At 62.8% G+C, this 20798-nt stretch carries 17 protein-coding genes and 1 riboswitch; of the genes, 5 read left to right on the top strand and 12 right to left on the bottom strand.

The window, feature by feature from the left end:
• Positions 1-81: 81 nt before the first annotated feature.
• The 3 genes from JaAD80_RS22190 to hppD form a co-directional block, all read right to left on the bottom strand.
• Positions 82-1581: a S41 family peptidase gene (locus tag JaAD80_RS22190; RefSeq protein WP_102297523.1), complete on the bottom strand. Its 1500-nt coding sequence runs from the start codon at positions 1579-1581 to the stop codon at positions 82-84.
• Between the two features lie 320 nt (positions 1582-1901).
• Positions 1902-5510, bottom strand: a complete 3609-nt coding sequence (locus tag JaAD80_RS22185; protein WP_102297520.1) for an indolepyruvate ferredoxin oxidoreductase family protein — start codon at positions 5508-5510, stop codon at positions 1902-1904.
• A gap of 299 nt (positions 5511-5809) precedes the next feature.
• Complete coding sequence (hppD, locus tag JaAD80_RS22180) at positions 5810-6937, bottom strand: 4-hydroxyphenylpyruvate dioxygenase (RefSeq protein WP_102297518.1); 1128 nt, start codon at positions 6935-6937, stop codon at positions 5810-5812.
• A gap of 125 nt (positions 6938-7062) precedes the next feature.
• On the opposite strand from hppD, the gene JaAD80_RS22175 reads away from it, so the two are divergent.
• The gene (locus JaAD80_RS22175; RefSeq protein ID WP_092798605.1) at positions 7063-7587 is read left to right on the top strand and encodes an Lrp/AsnC family transcriptional regulator; all 525 of its coding nucleotides are present in this window, start codon (positions 7063-7065) and stop codon (positions 7585-7587) included.
• On the opposite strand, the gene JaAD80_RS22170 is transcribed toward JaAD80_RS22175, so the two are convergent.
• The 4 genes from JaAD80_RS22170 to JaAD80_RS22155 are packed head-to-tail and all read right to left on the bottom strand — an operon-like array spanning position 7588 to position 12149.
• Positions 7588-8310 carry a GNAT family N-acetyltransferase gene (locus JaAD80_RS22170; protein ID WP_102297516.1) on the bottom strand — a complete coding sequence of 241 codons (723 nt, stop codon included), beginning with the start codon at positions 8308-8310 and terminating at the stop codon, positions 7588-7590. It abuts the gene before it with no gap.
• On the bottom strand, positions 8307-9419 hold the full coding sequence (locus JaAD80_RS22165) for a multifunctional CCA tRNA nucleotidyl transferase/2'3'-cyclic phosphodiesterase/2'nucleotidase/phosphatase (RefSeq protein WP_102297513.1): 1113 nt from the start codon (positions 9417-9419) through the stop codon (positions 8307-8309). Before JaAD80_RS22165 ends, JaAD80_RS22170 begins: the two co-directional genes overlap by 4 nt.
• Before the next feature lie 12 nt (positions 9420-9431).
• Positions 9432-10148 carry a glutathione S-transferase family protein gene (locus tag JaAD80_RS22160; RefSeq protein WP_102297512.1) on the bottom strand — a complete coding sequence of 239 codons (717 nt, stop codon included), beginning with the start codon at positions 10146-10148 and terminating at the stop codon, positions 9432-9434.
• Positions 10149-10160: 12 nt separating this feature from the next.
• A complete protein-coding gene (locus JaAD80_RS22155) occupies positions 10161-12149 on the bottom strand; it encodes a lytic transglycosylase domain-containing protein (RefSeq protein WP_102297509.1) in 1989 nt (662 codons plus the stop codon).
• A 104-nt stretch (positions 12150-12253) separates the two neighbouring features.
• Here JaAD80_RS22155 and JaAD80_RS22150 point away from each other — a divergent pair, with 104 nt between their 5' ends.
• Positions 12254-12781, top strand: a complete 528-nt coding sequence (locus JaAD80_RS22150) for a 5-formyltetrahydrofolate cyclo-ligase (protein WP_102297506.1) — start codon at positions 12254-12256, stop codon at positions 12779-12781.
• Positions 12782-12796: 15 nt separating this feature from the next.
• On the opposite strand, the gene metF is transcribed toward JaAD80_RS22150, so the two are convergent.
• From metF to metK, 4 genes are all read right to left on the bottom strand, one after another.
• The gene (gene metF, locus JaAD80_RS22145) at positions 12797-13627 is read right to left on the bottom strand and encodes a methylenetetrahydrofolate reductase [NAD(P)H] (RefSeq protein WP_102297504.1); all 831 of its coding nucleotides are present in this window, start codon (positions 13625-13627) and stop codon (positions 12797-12799) included.
• On the bottom strand, positions 13614-13970 hold the full coding sequence (locus JaAD80_RS22140) for a phage holin family protein (RefSeq protein WP_102297501.1): 357 nt from the start codon (positions 13968-13970) through the stop codon (positions 13614-13616). The genes metF and JaAD80_RS22140 overlap by 14 nt, the downstream gene beginning before the upstream one ends.
• 188 nt (positions 13971-14158) lie before the next feature.
• Positions 14159-15583 carry an adenosylhomocysteinase gene (gene ahcY / locus JaAD80_RS22135; protein WP_102297498.1) on the bottom strand — a complete coding sequence of 475 codons (1425 nt, stop codon included), beginning with the start codon at positions 15581-15583 and terminating at the stop codon, positions 14159-14161.
• A gap of 24 nt (positions 15584-15607) precedes the next feature.
• Positions 15608-15676: riboswitch (S-adenosyl-L-homocysteine riboswitch) on the bottom strand.
• A 122-nt stretch (positions 15677-15798) separates the two neighbouring features.
• Positions 15799-16965: a methionine adenosyltransferase gene (gene metK, locus JaAD80_RS22130; protein WP_102297496.1), complete on the bottom strand. Its 1167-nt coding sequence runs from the start codon at positions 16963-16965 to the stop codon at positions 15799-15801.
• Between the two features lie 188 nt (positions 16966-17153).
• Between metK and JaAD80_RS22125 the strand changes: the two genes are divergently transcribed.
• The 3 genes from JaAD80_RS22125 to dapF are packed head-to-tail and all read left to right on the top strand — an operon-like array spanning position 17154 to position 19770.
• Entirely contained in the window at positions 17154-18023 is an 870-nt protein-coding gene (locus tag JaAD80_RS22125; RefSeq protein WP_102297493.1) for a lysophospholipid acyltransferase family protein, read from the top strand.
• Complete coding sequence (locus JaAD80_RS22120; protein ID WP_102297490.1) at positions 18020-18895, top strand: lipid A biosynthesis acyltransferase; 876 nt, start codon at positions 18020-18022, stop codon at positions 18893-18895. The genes JaAD80_RS22125 and JaAD80_RS22120 overlap by 4 nt, the downstream gene beginning before the upstream one ends.
• A gap of 11 nt (positions 18896-18906) precedes the next feature.
• A complete protein-coding gene (gene dapF, locus JaAD80_RS22115) occupies positions 18907-19770 on the top strand; it encodes a diaminopimelate epimerase (protein ID WP_102297557.1) in 864 nt (287 codons plus the stop codon).
• A gap of 35 nt (positions 19771-19805) precedes the next feature.
• Here dapF and JaAD80_RS30845 read toward each other — a convergent pair.
• A partial coding sequence (locus JaAD80_RS30845) for a tetratricopeptide repeat protein (RefSeq protein WP_180979534.1) occupies positions 19806-20798 on the bottom strand: 993 nt, incomplete at its 5' end.

Here is a 20798-nt window from a genome sequence, read left to right as displayed (position 1 = left end):
ATACCATCATTGTTATATAGAAATATTTCAGAGAAGAAAACCGCGCCGCCATGGGCGCGGCCAGGAAAAGAAAAGCCCCGTTTATGGTTTTCTTATCGAAATTTCCTTGTACTGGGGCCGCAGCACGCGCATGGCGGTCTCGGTCGGATTCTCCACCGCGCCCAGCAGCCGGGTCGCACCCGACACCGAGGCCGCGGCGCAGGCACCGGCGGTGCGGTAGCGCAGCGCCGCCGCCAGCATCCCCTCGGCCGTATCGCCCAGCGCGTGCTGGTAATCGTCCGCCACCTCGCAGGTCGGCGCCATGCCGTCGGCATAGTCGCCGAAACCCTTGGCATTCACACCCTGGAACTGCACCGCGAAATAGGTGGTGCCGCAGTTCGGCTTGGGGTAGAAGCCATACGGCTTGCCGCACGTCGTGCCGCCGATCAGGTTGACCTGCACATCCACGCCGCGCAAGCCGTTGATGATCGACTCGCTGGCCGAGCAGGTGTTGGCGGTCGTCAGCAAGGTCACGCGCTTGAGGCCCAGGTAAGGCAGCGCGGTGCCAGAGGCGACGGGATTCGGGGCAGGAAAGCCCAGGCTGCGCGCGTGGAAAGGCATCGGTGCTTCCTGACGGGTCTTGTCGTTGGCCAGCACCTGCTCGAAGACCTTGCCCGTCGTCGCCTGCGGGCCGGCAATCATGTAGGCCAGCTCGCTGGCGACATCCAGCAGACCGCCGCCGTTGTAGCGCACATCGAGCACCAGGTCGCTGATGCCGGCCGCCTGGAAGCGGCGCATGGTGTCGATCAGCTGGCGTTCGGCCACGTTGTTGTGCGTGTTGAAGGTCAGATAGCCGACCTTGCCCGTGGGCGTATCGATGATGCGCTCGTTTTGCACGGCGCTCGTATTGACCTCGATGGCTTGCAGCGACGCGCTGAGCGGCGTGCCGCCACGGCTGAAGCCCAGCGTATGCGTGCCCTGCGCCTCGGGGAACAGGCCCGCATTGATGGTCTTCACGCTGGCCGTATCGGGGGCGTTGACGAAGTCGACGCCATCGACGGTTTGCAGCACGTCGCCGCGCTGCAGGCCGGCCCGCGCCGCCGGCGAACCCGGTTCGACAATCGTGATCACGGCCTTGCGTGGCGGCGTGGTCTGCGTCACGGCCAGCAGCATGCCGTAGCCCAGTTCGATGCCGTTCTGCGACGCCTCCCACTCCGCCGTCGCATTCGTGAAATGGAAACGGTCCTTGGGCTTGCCGGACGCCGTCGTCGCCGTGGTTTTCAGTACATCGAAATACGCGATGGGCGTGGCAAAGCTCTGCGGCTGGTAGGTGGTCGGTACTTCGCGGTACCACAGATAGGTTTCATCGATCCAGCTGCGCACCCACGTCAGTTCATCGAGCAAGCTGCCCTGCGCGTCCACGCCGTTGCCAGGACGCGGCTTTTCGCAGCGGTTCGCCACCGTGGATGAGGCTACCAGTGCTGTCGGGCCCGTCGAAGTCACGGGATTGCCGGCCGGCGCGCTGCTGCCGCCGCCACCACCGCAGGCGCTCAGCAGCAAGACGAAGGGAACAGCCAGGGAGTTAAGGTGCACTGAACGCATGAGTAACTTTCCAGGAGAAATTATCTAAAAATTATAATGAATTTTGCGCGTAAGAAACGTCTAACAAGACAACAAATTTTCCCGATTCGGCGCCGATGGCGTCGCCAAAGCGCTATTTCCCGGCGAACTGCAGGTCTGCACAAGCTGGACATTGTCACTCTAAAGCCACGTCTCTCCCGCGTGCTATAAGACTGGTCCTAAATCACGTCAAAACCAGCGGGGCTGGCCAGATGGCTTCACCTCCCAAGTCCCTGCCTTGTTTTCTGCGACATGAAAATGGCGCCCGCAGGCGCCATTTTCATCGTGTGTTGCGCAAGCGCTTAGGCCACGGTGGCCGCCACCGCAGCTGGCGCGGCAAGGGATGCGGGGACAGGTGCTTCCAGCGGCGCATTAAAGGCGATCAGCAAGCTCGCTTCCTTCTCTTTTGCCGCCTTGAAGTGACGCTCCTTCACGTGGCCATAGCCGCGGATGTCTTCCGGAATGCTGGCGATGGCCACGGCTTGCGCCAGCCTGGCCGTCGTCAGTTTCGGCAGCAGGCCGCCCACCGTCGCGCGGTACTCCAGAATCAGCGCGCGCTCCATCTTGCGCTCGGCCGTGCGGCCGAAGATGTCAAACGCCGTGCCGCGCAAGCCTTTCAGCTTGGCCAGCAGGCCAAACGCTTTCATCATCCACGGGCCGAATTCCTTTTTCACCAGATGGCCCTGGGCGTCGGTTTTCGCCATGATCGGCGGCGCAAGGTGGAACTTGAGCTTGATGTCGCCTTCGAACATGGCGGCGATCTTCGCCTGGAAGGCGCCGTCCGTGTACAGGCGTGCCACTTCGTACTCGTCCTTGTACGCCATCAGCTTGTAGAAATAACGGGCCACGGCTTCCGTCAGGCGCAGGTGCGGGCCATTCAGGGCGCTTTCGGCGGCGCGTACCTGGCCGACGAAGTCCAGGTACTGCTGCGCATACGCGCGGTCCTGGTAGGCCGTCAGCAGGGCCACGCGCTTTTCGATCAGGTCGTCGAGCGTTTCGATGCGCTTGAATTCCACCACTTTCGCCGGTGTGGTCATGCGCACCAGGCTGGCCGCATCATGCGCGCCGGCGCGGCCCCAGTTGAAGGCGGCCTTGTTGAACGCCACGGAGACGTTGTTCAAGTCGATGGCCTTCATGATGGCCGCTTCGCTCAGCGGCACTTTGCCTTTTTGCCAGGCGTAGCCCAGCATGAACATGTTGGTGGCGATCGAGTCGCCCATCAGCGCCGTGGCGATCTGGCCCGCGTCGATGAAGTCCACGTGATCCGCGCCGCAGGCCTTTTCAATTTCCAGGCGCGCGCCGACGCCGGGGAATTGCCAGTCCGGGTTTTTCACGAAGGCCGCCGTCGACGAACTGGTCGAATTGATCATGGCCCAGCTGCGGCCTTCTCCCATGCGCGACAGGGCGTCGCGGCTGGCCGTGACGATCAGGTCGCAGCCGATCACGAGGTCCGCCGCGCCGGTGCCGACGCGCGTCGAATGGATATCTTCCTGGCGGTCCGCCAGGCGCACGTGCGACATCACGGGGCCGCCCTTCTGTGCCAGGCCGCTCATGTCCAGCACGGAACAGCCCTTGCCTTCCACGTGGGCCGCCATGGCCAGGATCTGGCCAACCGTGACGACGCCCGTGCCGCCGATGCCGGTGACCAGGATGCCGAACGGTTCCGCCGTCGACGGGATCGTCGGCGTCGGCAAGGCCGGCACTTCCGGGCCGCCCTTGTCGGCACTGGCCGCCTTCTTCGGCTTTTTCAGGCCGCCGCCTTCCACCGTCACGAAACTGGGGCAGAAACCCGTGGTGCACGAAAAGTCCTTGTTGCAGGACGACTGGTTGATCTGGCGCTTGCGCCCCAGTTCCGTTTCCAGCGGTTCCACCGACAGGCAGTTCGATTGCACGGAGCAGTCGCCGCAGCCTTCGCAGACGGCTTCGTTGATGACGGCGCGCTTGGCCGGGTCCGGGTATTCATTGCGTTTCCGGCGGCGGCGTTTTTCCGAGGCACAGGTCTGGTCGTAGATCATGGCCGACACGCCCGGCATGTCGCGCAGTTCGCGCTGCACGTCCATCAATTCCGAACGATGGCGCACGGTGACGCCTTCCGCCCAGGCGTAGTCGGACGGGTATTTTTCCGGTTCATCGGTGACGACGATGATGGGGCCGACGCCTTCGGCGGCGATCTGGCGCGAAATGATGGCCGGCGATAGCGGACCGTCGAATTCCTGGCCACCCGTCATGGCTACCGCGTCGTTGAACAGAATCTTGTAGGTGATGTTCACCTTGGCCGAGACGGCCGCGCGGATGGCCAGGATGCCCGAGTGGAAATACGTGCCGTCACCAAGGTTGGTAAACACGTGCTTCTCGTTCGTGAACGGCGCCTGTCCCACCCAGGTGACGCCTTCGGCGCCCATGTGGGTAAACGTCGACGTTTCGCGGTCCATCCACAGCACCATGTAGTGGCAGCCGATGCCGGCCAGCGCGCGCGAGCCTTCCGGCACTTTGGTGGAACTGTTGTGCGGGCAGCCGGAGCAGAAGAACGGCGTGCGGTCTTTTTGCGGATCGGGTTTCACGCTGATCGCTTTCAGCACATTCTCTTTGGCTTCCAGGTAGGCGATGCGTTCCTTCACGCGCTGCTCGACCGGATGGCCCGCGTAGTAGCGCGAAATGCGGCTGGCGATCGCCCGCGCGATCATGGCGGGATTGAGTTCATAGGTAGCCGGCAGCAGCCAGTCGCCGTGGCCCGTGCCCTTCTGGTTGCTCCATTCGCCCGTGTCGTCGAACTTGCCGACCACGCGCGGACGCTCACCATCCTTCAGGTTGTACAGCTCTTCCTTCAGCGCGTATTCGAGAATCTGCCGCTTTTCTTCCACCACCAGGATCTCGTCGAGGCCCTTGGCGAATTCGTGCACGCCGTCCGCTTCCAGCGGCCAGGTCATGCCGATCTTGTACAGGCGGATGCCGATGTCGGATGCCGTCTGCTCGTCGATGCCCAGGTCGGCCAGCGCCTGGCGCGTGTCCAGATACGACTTGCCGGCCGTGATGATGCCGATGCGCGCTTTCGGGCTGTCCCAGATGATTTTATTGAGCTTGTTGGCACGCGCATACGCCAGCGCCGCATACCATTTGTAGCTGTTCATGCGCACTTCCTGCTCCAGCACCGTATCGGGCCAGCGGATGTTCAGGCCACCGGCCGGCATCTCGAAGTCGGTCGGCAGGGTGATCTGCACGCGGTCAGGATCGAAGTCGACGGCGGCGCCCGACTCGATGATGTCGGTCACGCATTTCATCGACACCCACAGGCCCGTATAGCGGCTCATGGCCCACGCATGCAAGCCGTAGTCGATGTATTCCTGCACCGACGACGGGTACAGCACGGGAATGCCGCAGGCGTTCAGGATATGGTCGGACTGGTGCGCCGTGGACGACGATTTCGCCGCATGGTCGTCGCCGGCCAGCACCAGCACGCCGCCGTGCTTGGCGGAGCCAGCGTTATTCGCGTGCTTGAACACGTCGCCGCAGCGGTCGACGCCGGGACCCTTGCCGTACCACATGCCGAACACGCCGTCATATTTGGCGTCTTCAAACAGATTGGTCTGCTGCGTGCCCCAGACGGCCGTGGCGGCCAGGTCTTCGTTCAGGCCCGGGTGAAATTTGACGTGGTGTTCGTCGAGGTATTTCTTGGCCTTGATCGCCGTCATGTCGACGGACGTCACAGGCGAACCGCGGTAGCCGGTAATGTAGCCGGCCGTATTCAGTCCCGCTTTCAGGTCGCGTTCGCGCTGCAGCATGGGCAGGCGGATCAGCGCCTGCGTGCCGGTCATGAAGGCGCGGCCACGTTCCAGCGTGTATTTGTCGTTCAGGGAAATTTCGGACGCGTGCGCGCCCGGCTCAAGACTCGAGCCCTTGATTGGTGCATTCATTACTTGTCTCCATTATTCTCTGTGCTACGCGTGCAAAGTCGGTTGAACTCACACGTACCGGCCGCGCTTTATGAGCAATGCCGGTGCGGAAAAATGACTTGTTTGTCGTAGACTACCACAGGAAGGCGCGCAGTTCTTTTGCTGCACTGCACTCCTGCGTTCGTACCTTTTGCTGCTTTTTAATGCTTCTTTTTGCGGGCATGTCGGGTTACGCCAACCTGGCTAACCCGACCTACATTACTGGCCCCAGCCGTAGGTCGGCTTAGCAGGAACGGCGTAAGCCGACAAACACCACCAACTTACGCCGCGCTCGTATCTTTCAGCACGCCGCGCTTGATCTGATCCAGCTCGATCGACTCGAACAGGGCGCGGAAGTTGCCTTCGCCGAAGCCCTGGTCGCCCTTGCGCTGGATGATCTCGAAGAAGATCGGGCCGATCACCGTCTGCGTGAAGATTTGCAGCAGCAGTTCGCGTTCGTTTTCCGTGCTGTGGCCATCGATCAGGATGCGCAGCCGGCGCAGTTCTTCCAGCTGCTCGCCATGGTTCGGCAGGCGGCGGTTGACCAGCTCATAGTAAGTTTCAATCGTGTCCTGGAAATCGATACCCGTATCGCGCATGCCTTGCACGGACGCGTAGATATTGTCCGTGCCCAGCGCGATATGCTGGATGCCTTCGCCGTGGTACTGATCCAGGTATTCGGCGATCTGCGACTTGTCATCCGACGATTCGTTGATCGGGATGCGGATCTTGCCGCATGGCGAAGTCATGGCTTTCGACTTCAGACCCGTATGCTTGCCTTCGATGTCGAAGTAGCGCACTTCGCGGAAGTTGAACAGGCTTTCATAGAAACCGGCCCATTCCTTCATGCGGCCACGGTGCACATTGTGCGTCAGGTGGTCGATATACGTCAGGCCATGGCCGACGGGGTTGGCGACGGCGCCGGGAATGGCGACGAAGTCGACGTCATAGATGCTGATGTCGCCGATGCCGCCTGGTGCGGCCGCGTCCGGCTTGTCGGCACCCTTGCCGCGCCAGCGGTCGACGAAGTACAGCAGGGAATCGCCCACGCCCTTGATGGCGGGAATGTTCAGCTCCATCGGGCCGTTTTTATTGTCGAAACCCCAGGCGCCCAGTTCCAGCGCGCGGCGGTAGACGAAGGCCGCGTCATCGACACGAATGGCGATGGCGCACACGGACGGGCCGTGATGACGGGCAAAACGTTGCGCGAACGAATCTTGTTCGGCATTGATGATGAAATTGATGTCGCCCTGGCGGTACAGGGTCACATCCTTGTGGCGGTGGCGCGCGATGGCCGTGAATCCCATGTTCTCGAACAGCTTGCCCAATGCTTTTGGGTCTGGTGCTGCATACTCGACGAACTCGAAACCATCGGTACCCATCGGGTTATCCCAAGGCTGAAATTGCATGATGTCTCCTCCAAGAAGTAGCGCACAGTATAGGCGCGGTCTGTGGGCATTAAATGCCAAAGATCTCCCGAACAATCATGATTTGCGCAATAATATTGCGTGAAACAAGATCCTCCGGAGGAAGCATGAGCAAAATTACGCTGGATAAAACGGACCGCAAGATCCTCGCCGTCCTGCAGGCCGATGGCCGCCTGTCAAACCAGGATGTGGCCGAGCAGGTCAGCCTGTCGCCGTCGCCATGCTTGCGCCGCGTCAAACGGCTGGAGGAAGCGGGCGTGATCCGACAGTACGTGGCCCTGCTTGACCCGGAAAAGATCGGCTTGGGCTTGCTGGCCTACGTCAATGTGCGCCTGGAAAAGCACAGCGACGCCACCGCGCACAGCACGGCGCGGGTGCTGGCGCCGAATCTGGTGACGAATACCTCGCCGCGCGCCGACTTCGCCGTGGCCGTGGCGCAATGGCCGGAAGTGGTGGCCTGCTATGCGATGACGGGTGAAATGGATTATCTGCTGCGCGTGCACGTGGAAGACATGGAGCACTTTTCGCGCTTCATGATGGCGACCCTGCTGCGCCACCCGGCCGTGCTGGACGTGAAATCGAGCTTTGCGCTGCAGCGCATCAAGGATACGACGGCCCTGCCGCTGGTGTAATCAGTCCGCGGGCGGGGCTGGCGGCGGCGCTGCCGGCTTGCTCTTCTTGCGGCCCGGCAAGCGGTCCCACAGCTTGGACGCGGCGCGCGCATTCGCCTTGAAGGTGTAATCGAACATGGCGAACTGTTCCTGCACGGCTTCCTGCAGCATGCTGCTGGGGTTCGGCGGCAACAGTTTCAAATACGCATCGGCTTCGCCATAGTCGCGCTGGATTTCCATGCCCGCCTTTTTGGCGATATGCATCATCGTCTTGTTGGACGACAAACAATGCATATACAGGGTATCGACATCGTTGTTGCGGCAGTGAATCGCCGCCCGCTCGAACAGTTTGGAACCGACGCCCATGCCGCGCATGGATTTCGATACCGACACGCCAAACTCGGCCACCTGCTCCTTGTCCGTCACGACGCTTTTCGCCGGCGACGTGTCTTTCGGCGCGAAGGCCAGGTGCCCCACGCCCACCAGCTTGAACAGGCTGTTGTAGACGCCGTAGACCATGTCGCGCGAAAAATCCATCTTCTGCACATACTGCGCCACGAGTTCATCGGGCAAGGCGCTGCCAAAGCGCAGCAGGCGGTCGCTTTTTTCCAGGCTCAGGAAATGCTTCATCATGCGGCGCCGGTCGCGCTCGTGCAATTGCTTGACGAGCACGACAGGACGAGCGCTGGCATGACCCTTGAGCCAGCGGCGAAACGGGTTCTGGAACAGTTTGGGCAGGGTCATGGCCGTTCCGTGCTGCTGATCACGTTCATGACGGCCTCGACCCGCGCCGCATGGATCACGGCAGGAATGCGTTTTGGCTCGTGTGCACACGCTTGTGCCAGCGCTCCCGCATCGACGCCGCGCACGGCCGCCAGCATCGTTTGCAGCCAGGCGGACTGTGGAAACGCGGAATCGTCTGCCTGCACATCGCAGGCGATGGCGTTCAGCATCTGCACGAAACGCTGCGGCTTGCGCAAGCCGTCGCAGCGTTCGCACAAACTCACCAGTTCGTCGGCGCCCAGGGCCAGCGCACCGGCGACCACCGCCTGCTCGCGCGCTGCCATCACGGCCAGCTCGCGGCAATCGTTGGGCACGCGCAGGCGCTCGCTGAGCGCATTGATCTGCGCCACCGGCACGGCCAGCATCAGCACGGCAAAGCGCACGCACAGCTCGTGGCCCGCGCCGGCCGCGCGGTCGATCACTTGCAGCAGGTGCGCGTCGACCTGCAGTTCCGGCACGATGCGCGCCAGGGCGCCGCATTCCTGCAACACCGCCAGCATGCGCGACGGTCGCGCCTCCATCAAGCCTTTCGCCACTTCCTGCCACACGCGCTCGGCCACCAGGGCGTCGACTTCGCCGTTGGCCACCATCTGGCGCATCAGCGCCATGGTGGCCGGCGCAACGGTAAAGGTGTCGAAACGGGCGGCAAAGCGCGCCAGGCGCAGGATGCGCACGGGGTCTTCGCCAAACGCGTCCGAGACATGCCGAAACATTTTATTCTGAATATCCGCGATACCGCCGAACGGGTCCGTCAAGGTGCCGTCCTCGGCTTGCGCGATGGCGTTGATGGTCAGGTCGCGCCGCACCAGGTCTTCTTCCAGGGTGACGTCGGGCGCCGTGTGGAAGACAAAGCCCCGGTAGCCGGGGGCCGTCTTGCGCTCCGTGCGGGCCAGCGCGTATTCTTCCTGCGTCTTCGGATGCAGGAAAACGGGAAAATCCTTGCCGACGGGGCGAAAACCCTGGCGCAGCATGTCGTCGGGCGTGGCGCCGACGACGACATGGTCGCGGTCTTTCACGGGCAAGCCCAGCAGTTGGTCGCGCACCGCGCCACCGACCGTGTATATCTTCATAACATTCTTTTCTTAGTCAGGCAGTTCCGCGTCGTGCTTGGCAGCCACTTCCGTCTCGGCCAGCGCTTCCGTGATCCAGCGGGCCACGGCAGGGTGCGCCTGCACGCGCTCGCAATACGCGTTCAGGGCCGGCGCCAAACTCACGCCATACGTACGGAAACGCATGACGACGGGGGCGAAATACGCGTCGGCGATGGAAAAATCGCCAAACAGGAACTGGTGGTGGCCAAAGCGCGACAGGCACTCTTCCCAGATCTCGCTGACGCGGCCGATGTCGGCCTGCGCGGCGGGCGTGCGGCCCCGGCCTGGCAGTTTTGCCTTGATATTCATCGACATGGCCGTGCGCAAGCCGGCGAATCCGGAATGCATTTCCGCGCAGACACTACGCGCCATGGCGCGCGCTGCCACGTCCTGCGGCCACAAATGCTTGTCCGGAAACTGTTCGGCCAGGTATTCGCAGATCGCCAGGCTGTCCCAGATCGTCATTTCGCCGGCCAGCAGCACGGGCACCCTGCCGCAGGCCGAGTATTCGGCGATTTTCGTCGCCGTGTCCTGCTGGTCGAGCAAGACGCGCACTTCCTGGAACGGGATGCCGAACGCCGTCATGGCCACCCACGGCCGCATCGACCACGACGAGTAATTCTTGTTGCCGATGATGAGGGTCAGACCTGGCTCGCGCGCGGCGGCCAGGGCTTGCGTCAAACTGGGATCAAGGATGGTGGTTTGCATGCTCGGCACTCTTTAGTTGGATGATGGCAAATCGGCCGCGACGGCGCTGTTTTTCGGACCCACGGTCCCCAGGCGCGCCTTCAGCGACTGCGGGCTTTTCTCGAACAAGGCCGCGTAATAGGTGGCATTGGCCATCACGTTTTTCACGTAGCCGCGCGTTTCCGTGTAGGGAATGATCTCGGCAAAGACGGCGCCTTCCAGCGGGCGCGTCATGGTGGCGCGCCAGATGCGCAAGCGCCCCGGCCCCGCGTTGTAGGCGGCGCTGGCCAGCACTTGCGAGCCGTCCAGGCCGCCAAGCACCATGTTCAGGTAATTGGTGCCCAGCAAGACGTTGGTGCGCACATCGCTCAAGGTTTCCGTGACGAAATCGGTGAGGCCGATCTTCTTGGCCACATAGCGGGCCGTCGACGGCATCACCTGCATCAGGCCGGAAGCGCCCACGTGCGATTGGGCATCCATGATGAAACGCGATTCCTGGCGGATCAGGCCATATACCCAGGCTTTATCCAGGCCCAGGGTCTGCGTGGCCGGATGCATGACGTCGTCGTGCGGCGTCGGGTAGCGTTGCGTGTAGTCCACTTCCAGGCGCGTGCGGTCCGAGGTGTTGACCATGCGGTCAAGCACATTGTTCTGGCGCGCGAATTCGGCGGCCGCCAGGTGCTGGCGGTCCGTCATCGAGCGCAATTCCCAGTTCCACTCGCGCGTGCCTTCGAAGCGCAAGCGCATGTTGAAGAACTTCAAGGCCCGCTGCAAGCCCGGATTGGCGGCCATGGCGGCAATTTCCGCCGGGCTGACGGGCTGGCCCGGCGGCGGCAAGACCAGGTGGTTGCCCAGCTCTTCATTTGCCAGCAAGCCATAGAAATTCGATTGCCCGCTGATCGTGCGGTACAGGGCGTCCGCCTGCGCGTTCGGGCGGTCCGGCGTTTCCGCCTGTTGCGCGCGCGCCAGCCAGTAGATCCAGGTGGGGTCCGCGCGCAGGGATGCCGGCATGGCCTGGATGGACGATTTGACCACGGGCCAGTTACCTTCGCGCAAGGCGATGCGCGCCTTCCACTGCATCTGCTCCTGGGTCAATGGCGCGCCATTGGTTTTTTGCCAATACTCAAACGCTTCCGGTGCCAGCGAATACGACGCTTGCAGGGCCAGGCTGGCCCAGCCGATGGCCTGCTCCTGCGCCGTCAATTGCCCGCTGGCCTTCTGCAAGGCCGCCACGCCCAGTTTCAGGGTGCTTTTCGCCATGCGGCCCACCGCCACCAGATACATTTCATGGTCGGCGCGGCTGGCGCCAGCGCCCTTGGCCAGCACCAGCGCCGGCAAATCGATGGCTTGCGCCATCTTCGCGTCCGAGGCGCCCAGCAGCAGCGCGATGCGGCGCGCCGGGCCCGTGGCATTGGTCTGGCCCGCCAGACGGATCTGCGCCCACAGGTCATTCGTGTCGAACTGGCCATTTTGCGCCAGCGCGGCGATCAGGCTGCCGCACGCTTCGCCGTAGCCAGGCGGCGACACCAGCAGGTTGCGCGCCTCGGGCGCCACGTTCTGCCCCTTGGCGGCGCGCGACATCAGCGCGTAGCACTTGAGCTGGGTATCGTCGTCGAGGGCGAATTGCGGATATTGCTCATCGAAAATAACCCAGTCGCGCTTGCGGCCCAGCTCCAGCAGCCAGTCGTTGCGGAAGCGGTCGGCGATGGCGCTGCCCTTGTAGCGGTTCAGGTAATCGCGAAATTGCGCTTCGCTCAACTGTTTGATGCGCGGTTTCAGCCGATAATAGTCAACATACGAGGGAATCTGGTAATTCGTCAGGCGTGCCGCATAAAAGTCGGCCTTGTCGATATCATCCTTGCGCGCGGCGTCGCGCAGCAGCAGGAAGGCATCGTCCTCGCTGCGCGTGTCGGGGGCGGCTGGGGATACGGTGGTCGATACCTGGGCCAGGGCGGCCAGGGGAGAGATGGCCGATGCAACACACAGCATCGTGCCGGCGATCCATTTCAGTGGGGAAATCAATGTACGACTCTCAATCTTAACTTGATGGTGATATGAATAGCGACCCTAGAATAACATGCGATCCGGCTACACGGCCACCCATTGCGCCGCAGGAAAAAGCCGGCTTGCGCAAAGCCTTGCTGACGGCCCGGCGCGCCCTGCCTGACGCCACGCGCACGCAGTGGGACGCGGCCATCGCGCAGCGCCTGCTGGACTGGTGCGCAGACGAAAATATCGGGGAACTGGGCGTGTACTGGCCCTTGCACGGCGAGCCGGACTTGCACGGCGCGTATGCGCAGCTGGCAGCGCGCGGCGTGGCCTTGTGCCTGCCCGTGGTGCTGGAAAAGCACGCGCCGCTGGCATTTAGCGACTGGACGCCGGGCGAAGCCATGGTGAAAGATGGCATGGGCGTGGCCGTGCCGGCCCGTTTGCGCCTGCGTGCGGCGCCCGCCACTGTGCTGGTGCCCTGCCTGGGGTTTAATGTGCAACGTTTCCGGCTTGGCTATGGCGGCGGCTATTACGACCGTACCCTGGCGGCCACGCCGCGTCCGCGCACCCTGGGCATTGCCTATGCCTGCCTGGCGGCAAGCTTTCCCAACAGCGAATACGACATCGCCCTCGATCACATCGTGACCGAGGGCGACATTTTCTGACGCATCAGACGGCGATTACTTGACCAGGCGCTGCCACAAGGCCGTCGTGGCGGCCGCCTGGTTCATGCTATAGAAATGCAAGCCGGGCGCGCCGCCTTCCAGCAGGCGTTCGCACAAGCCCGTCACCACGTCCAGGCCGAAGGCCTTGATGGACGCGCTGTCGTCGCCAAAGCTGGCCAGCTTCAGCCGCACCCAGCGTGGAATTTCCGCGCCGCACATGTCCGAAAAGCGCATCAGCTGCGTGTAGTTCGTGATCGGCATGATGCCGGCCACGATCGGCACGTTGATGCCCATCTTCTGCGTCTGCTCGACAAACTGGAAATACGCGTCGGCATTGTAGAAGTACTGGGTGATGGCGGCATTCGCACCGGCCTGCACCTTGCGCGCGAACGCGTTCAGGTCGTCCTGCGGCGAACGGGCTTGCGGATGCACTTCCGGATAGGCGGCCACTTCGATATGAAAATGGTCGCCCGTCTCGGCGCGGATGAATTCCACCAGCTCGTTGGCGTAGCGGAACTCGCCCGAGGCGCCGTAGCCGCTCGGCAAGTCACCGCGCAAGGCCACGATACGGTTCACGCCAGCCGCCTTGAAGTCGGCCAGCACGGCGCGGATCGAATCGCGCGAACCGCCCACGCAAGACAGATGCGGTGCAGCCTGTTCGCCGGCCGCCAGGATCTCGCGCACGGTGTCGAGCGTGCCCTGCTGCGTGGTGCCGCCGGCGCCAAAGGTCACCGAGAAATACTTCGGATGCAATTCAGACAATTTGGCACGCGTGGCGCGCAGCTTTTCCGCCCCTTCCGGGGTTTTCGGCGGGAAAAACTCAATACTGAAATTATGCTTTTCCATCGTCATTACTCAAAAGTAAGGTCGACAGGGCCCATGAAATGATGCTGTACAGAATGGCACCACCGACGGCCGACCAGAAACTGGCGACATGGAAACCATCGATCATCTGCGCCACCAGCCAGAACATGAAGCCGTTGATGACCAGGATGAACAGGCCCAGCGACAGGAACGTCACGGGCAGGGTCAGCAGGATCAGCAGGGGACGGATCAGCGCATTGACCAGGCCCAGCACGGCAGCGGCCAGCAGCGCGGTCCAGCCGCTGCTCATCGTCACCGAGTGCATCAAATAAGGAACGGCAAACAGGGCTGCCGCATTGATAAACCAAATCAGTAGCAAGCGCATTTCTCTAGCCTGTCAAAGAAAGTCAGGCCGGCAACAGCCGGCACAAAAGATATACCGATCAGTCTTGTTGCCTCAGGAACCGTAGCGAGCGGATGCGCGGCGTGGCCGAGAAGCGCAGCTGTACGAAGGTACAGCGAGCATCGCCGGCCGCGCCCCGCACCGCGCAGTAGGTTCATGAGGCAACCATCTTAGTAGCGGTAGTGCTCTGGCTTGTAAGGGCCTTCTTGACGCACGCCGATGTAGTCGGCTTGCTCTTGCGTCAGTTCCGTCAGCTGCGCATTCAACTTTTTGAGTTGCAAACGGGCGACTTTTTCATCCAGGTGTTTCGGCAGGGTGTACACGCCGACCGGGTAGTTGGCCGTGTTCGCGTACAGTTCGATCTGCGCGATCGTCTGGTTGGCGAACGACGAGCTCATCACGTACGACGGGTGGCCCGTGCCGCAGCCGAGGTTGACCAAACGGCCTTCGGCCAGCAGGATGATGCGGCGGCCCGACGGGAAGATGATGTGATCGACTTGCGGCTTGATGTTTTCCCACTCGTATTGTTTCAACGAAGCGACATCGATTTCATTGTCGAAGTGACCAATGTTGCAGACGATGGCCTGGTCTTTCATGCGCGTCAGGTGATCGTGCGTCAAGATGTGATAGTTGCCGGTGCAGGTGACAAAGATGTCGCCGTGTTCGCACGCGTAATCCATGGTCACGACGCGGTAGCCTTCCATCGCCGCCTGCAGCGCGCAGATCGGATCGACTTCCGTCACCCACACTTGCGCCGACAGCGCGCGCATGGCTTGGGCCGAACCCTTGCCGACGTCACCGTAGCCGGCGATGACGGCCACTTTGCCGGCGATCATCACGTCGGTGGCGCGCTTGATGCCGTCAACCAGCGACTCGCGGCAGCCATACAGGTTGTCGAACTTCGATTTGGTGACGGAATCGTTCACGTTGATCGCAGGGAAAGCCAGCTTGCCTTCCTTGTGCATCTGATACAGACGGTGCACGCCGGTCGTCGTTTCTTCCGTCACGCCGAGGATTTCCGGCAGACGCTTCGAATACCAGGTCGGATCGGCCAGCAAGTGCTTCTTGATCGAGTTGAACAGGCAGATTTCTTCGTCCGAGCCGGGGTTGGCCAGCACCGACAGGTCGGTTTCCGCACGCACGCCCAGGTGCAGCAGCAGGGTGGCATCGCCGCCATCGTCGAGGATCATGTTCGAGTAGACCGCCTTGCCGTCCACGTTCGGCCATTCGAAGATGCGGTGCGTGTATTCCCAGTAGTCGTCCAGCGACTCGCCCTTGACGGCGAACACCGGCGTGCCGGCGGCAGCGATGGCGGCGGCGGCGTGGTCTTGCGTCGAGTAAATGTTGCACGATGCCCAACGCACTTGCGCGCCCAGTGCTTCCAGGGTCTGGATCAGCACGGCGGTCTGGATGGTCATGTGGATGGAACCGGTGATGCGCGCGCCTTTCAAAGGCTGCGCTGCCGCGAATTCTTCGCGGATGGCCATCAGGCCGGGCATTTCCGTTTCAGCAATCTTGATTTCTTTGTCGCCCCATGCGGCCAAGGTGATATCGGCGATGGTGTAGTCGTGTTGCGATTTGAGTACGGCGTTCATCACGCCCTCCTTTCAGTTGAAAAAGGTACGTGAGCGCGGTTGCAGGATATTCCGAGCCTGGCGAATTTCTTCGTCGCAACGCTCCTCGGACACGGGAGTTTAACATCGGCAAGGCCGGCGCGCCAGCCTGTTCGCCATGCATTGCCGCGTAACAACACATAAAAAAAGCGCCCGCGGCCAGAAGCCGGGGCGCTTTTCTTGCAAGTCGAACTAGATTACTTCAGGCCGGCGGCGTCGCGCAGCAGCGCGACCTTGTCCGTGCGCTCCCACGTGAATTCCGGCTCTTCGCGGCCGAAGTGGCCGTAGGCGGCGCTCTTCTGGTAGATCGGGCGCAGCAGGTCGAGCATTTGCACGATGCCTTTTGGACGCAGATCAAAGTGCGCCAGCACCAGCTTGGCGATTTCCGTATCCGGAATCACGCCCGTGCCTTCCGTGTAGACGGTGATGTTGATCGGCTTGGCCACGCCGATGGCGTAGCTGACCTGCACCTGGCACTGGCGCGCCAGGCCGGCGGCAACGATGTTTTTCGCCACGTAACGGGCCGCGTAGGCTGCCGAACGGTCGACTTTCGACGGGTCCTTGCCCGAGAACGCGCCACCGCCATGCGGCGCCGCGCCACCGTAGGTGTCGACGATGATCTTGCGGCCGGTCAGGCCGCAATCGCCTTGCGGACCGCCGATGACGAAACGGCCCGTCGGGTTGACGAGGAATTTGGTGTCGGTCAGCCATTCGCGCGGCAGGATCGGCTTGATGATTTCTTCGATGACGGCTTCTTCGATCTGCGAATGCGAGATTTCCGGCGCATGCTGGGTCGACAGCACGACGGTGTGCACGCCAACCGGACGACCGTCGACGTAGCGCAGGGTCACTTGCGATTTCGCATCCGGACGCAGCCATGGCAGACGGCCATCCTTGCGCAGCTGCGACTGGCGCTCGACCAGGCGGTGCGCGTAGTGGATGGCGGCGGGCATCAGCTCGGCCGTTTCATCGCAGGCGTAGCCAAACATCAGGCCCTGGTCGCCAGCGCCTTGATCCAGGTCAATGCCCGCACCTTCATCGACGCCTTGCGCGATGTCCGGCGACTGCTTGTCGTAAGCCACCAGCACGGCGCAACCCTTGTAGTCGATGCCGTATTCCGTGTTGTCGTAGCCGATGCGTTTGATGGTTTCGCGCGCAACTTGAATATAATCCACGTTGGCGTGCGTGGTGATCTCGCCAGCCAGCACCACCAGACCGGTGTTGCACAGGGTTTCGGCAGCCACGCGGGCCGCTGGGTCCTGGGTCAGGATGGCGTCAAGGATGGCGTCGGAAATTTGATCGGCAACCTTGTCGGGATGGCCTTCCGAAACGGATTCGGAAGTGAAGAGATAGTCGTTTGACATTGCAAGCTCCTGATTACTATGTGAATGTTCTGTCGCAGTAAAGAGGATTTTGCCTGCGACGCTTTAGCGATATTTATATTCCGCTTCGCAAGTTGTCTATTAACTCAGCGGTTACTGCATACGTGGTATTTTACGCTTCTTAAAAAATTTTGGCACGGCAACACGCCATTCCTGGAACCAGCTCATTCATGTTAGTCCCTATTTTCCGCTTTTTATCCCGTTTTCCCTTGCCCGTCCTGCATGGCCTCGGCGCCGTGCTTGGCTGGGTGATTTACGCCATTTCCCCGTCCTACCGGCGCCGCATGCGCGAGAACATGCAAGGTGCGGGGTTTTCGCAACACTTGCACACGGCCGTGGCCGAAGCGGGCAAGAGCGTACTGGAATTGCCCTTCATCTGGTGCGCGCCGGCCGAGCGCGTGGCGCGCCATGCCACCGTGGAAAACTGGGAACTGGTGGAAAAAGCGCTGCAGCATGGCCGCGGCATTGTCTTCCTGACACCACACCTGGGCTGCTTTGAAATCGTCGCCCAGCAAATCGCCCTGCGCACGCCGCTCACCGTGATGTACCGCCCGCCCAAGCGCGCCGCATTGAAACCGCTGATCGAAGGGGCGCGCGCGCGCGAAAACCTGATGCTGGCGCCGGCCAATATGTCGGGCGTGCGCATCTTCGCCAAGTGCCTGAAGAAGGGCCAGCCGATCGGCCTGCTGCCCGACCAGGTGCCGCAGGAAGGCGAAGGCGTGTGGGCCGATTTCTTTGGCCGCCCTGCCTATACCATGACCCTGCCGGCCAAGCTGGCGCAGATGGGCGGCGCCGAAGTCATCATCACCTACGCGGAACGCCTGCCGGGCGGGCGCGGCTACGTCGTGCATTTCGTGCCGTTCACCGAGTCGCTCGACAGCACCTCGGCCGAGCAGGCGCGCACCATCAACGCGGCCATGGAGCAACTGATCGCCCGCAGCCCCGCGCAATACCTGTGGAGCTACAACCGCTACAAGGTGCCGCGCGGCGCGCCGCCACCGACATCCGCCAGCGCCGAAGCTGCCAAGGAGCCGGCATGAGACTGCTGATCGCCTTCATGTGGCTGCTGCACTGGCTGCCCCTGCCCATTCTCGGGCGCTTCGGCGTGGCCGTCGGCAGCCTGCTGTTCATCGCCATGCCCACGCGGCGCGCCATCGCCCTGACGAACTTGCGCCTGTGCATGCCGGAACTGACGGAAGCCCAGCGCGTGGCCCTGGCGCGCCAGCATTTCCAGGCGTATTCGCGCAGCGTGTGGGAACGCAGCATCCTGTGGTGGTCGTCGGAAGCGCGCCTGAACCGCCTGATCAAAAAGGTGCCCGCCTTCCCGGGCCAGCAGATCGCTGCAAAACCCACCATTTTGCTGTGCCCGCACTTTGTCTGCCTCGACGTGGCAGGCGCCGCCACGGCCATGGAAATTTCCGCCTCGTCGATGTATGTGCAGCAAAAGAACGCCGCCTTCGACCAGGCCTTGCGCAACGGCCGCTCGCGCTTCAAGCCGCCCAAGCTGTTTACGCGCCAGGACGGCATCAAGACGATTCTGCGCGCGCTGCGCGACGGCTTGCCGTATTTCATGCTGCCGGACATGGATTTCGGCGAAAAGGATGCGGAATTCGTGCCCTTCTTCGGCGTCCCGGCCGCCACCCTGACGGCCACGGCGCGCCTGGCGCTGGCCGCCCGCGCGCAGGTGATCCCCGTCATCGCCACCTTCCTGCCCAACTACCAGGGCTGGAAGGTGACGTACTACCCGGCCTGGGATGACTATCCGGGCGACGACATCACGGCCGCCACGCGCCGCATGAACGAGTTCATCGAAGAACGGGTGCGCGAAGCGCCGGCCGAGTATTTCTGGACGCATAAACGCTTCAAGACGCGTCCGGGAGGCGAAGCGTCGTTCTATAACCAGCACAAGTGAAACGCCAGAACATGAAACTGCAATTTACCAAGATGCATGGCGCCGGCAATGACTTCATCGTCATCGATGCCATCAATCAAGAAATCGACTTCACCCCGGCCCAGTGGCAGCGCCTGGCCGACCGCCGTTTCGGCATCGGCGCCGACCAGATCCTCGTGGTGGAAAAGCCGCGCCTGCCCGGCTGCGACTTCCGCTACCGCATCTACAACAACGATGGCGGCGAAGTCGAGCAATGCGGCAACGGCGCGCGCGCCTTCGTCAAGTTCGTCAGCGAAAAAGGCTTGTCGGACAAAACCAGCATCAGCGTGGAAACCATGGCCGGCGTCATCGCGCCGCGCCTGGAACTCGACGGCAGCATCACGGTCGACATGGGCGCGCCCGTGCTGGAGCCAGCACTGGTGCCTTTCGATGCGGCTGGCTTGACGGGCGTGGCCGCGGGTACTGATCTGCTGTGGCCGCTGGACCTGGCCTTGCCGGGCGACGCCGCCACGGTGCTGGTGTCCGTCGTCTCGATGGGCAATCCGCACGCCGTGCAAGTAGTCGACGATGTCGAGGCGCAAGACCTGGAAACATCGGGTCCGCTGATCGAGCACCATCCGCGTTTTCCGCGCCGGGTCAATGCCGGCTACATGCAGATCGTCGACCGCCATCACGTGAAACTGCGCGTATTTGAACGGGGTGCGGGCGAAACCCTGGCCTGCGGCACGGGCGCTTGCGCTGCCGCCGTGGCCGGCATCCGGCGCGGCTTGCTCGACTCGCCCGTGCGCATCAGCGCGCGCGGCGGCGAACTGTCGATCGCCTGGCAAGGCGCGGGCCAGCCCGTGCTGATGACGGGCCCGGCCGTGACCGTGTTCGAAGGCACGATCGAGCTGTAACGCCAACGCGCCTCAGCCGCGCATCGCGGCTGGCATCATGCCGCCTGGAATTGCTGTTCTGATGACAATGGTTCCTGCGACACATCCTGTTCCGCCAGGTAGCACTTCAGGCGGTACAGGCGCTGGCGGTAATTGCCTTCCGGACCATCCACGCCGCAATCGACGCGCTCGAACAGGCGCACCACCCGGTCGAGCACCTGGCGCTCCTGCGCCGTGCGGATCAGCACCAGGCGCCGCTTGCCGCGGCCATGCGTGGCGCTGATGTCGATCAACAAACAATGTCCCTGGTCGGCCGCCACCACGTCGAGCAGCAAGGCTTCGGCGCGCGACAGGTCAAACCAGCGCGCCAGTTCCAGGCGTGCCGCCAGCAGCGGATGATTCTGTCCCAGCTGGCGCAGCTGCGCGCCCGCGTGCGGCACGCTGCCCTGCCCCCAGTCGCCAGGGCTGCCGCGCGGCGCGATCTTCTCCAGCACCGCCTGCGCTTCCGTGCTGCCTTGCGCCTGCGCCTGCAACAGCCAGTAGGCGGCGCGCACATCGCTGTTGACGCCGTCGCGGCGGTTACGCCAGGCATGCATGCCGCATTCGAGCTGGGCCGGGCCATGTCCCAGGTCGGCCGCACGTTCCAGGCAGGAATGCGCTTCGACCACATTACGCTGGGAAAATTCCGGTTTGGTATAAATGCGCGACAGCACGAACCAGGCTTCGGCCAGGCCCTGCTCGCCCGCCTGCGTCAGCCAGCGCACGGCGCGCTTGAAATTGGCCGCGCCATTGCGCGTGGCCAGGCGCTGGCCATGCGCATCCATGCGCGCATAGCCAAGCCCCAGTTCCAGCTGCGCCGCGCGGTCGCCGCCATGCGCGGCCAGTTCGCAGCATTGCCAGCCTTCGGCGCTGCCGCCCGGCGCCAGCGCCTGCGCGCAACGCGACAGCAGCAGCACTTGCTGCGCATCGAGCGCGATGCTGCGCGTGCCCGCGGCGGCCTGGCGCTGCAGCAATTCGCGCGCCAGCGGCAAGCCGTGCGCCAGATAGCC

The organism is Janthinobacterium sp. AD80 (assembly GCF_002878455.1).
Classification (GTDB): Bacteria; Pseudomonadota; Gammaproteobacteria; order Burkholderiales; family Burkholderiaceae_D; genus Janthinobacterium.
Note: the sequence above shows the minus strand (reverse complement) of the source record. Positions and strands in the feature narration are given on the sequence as shown.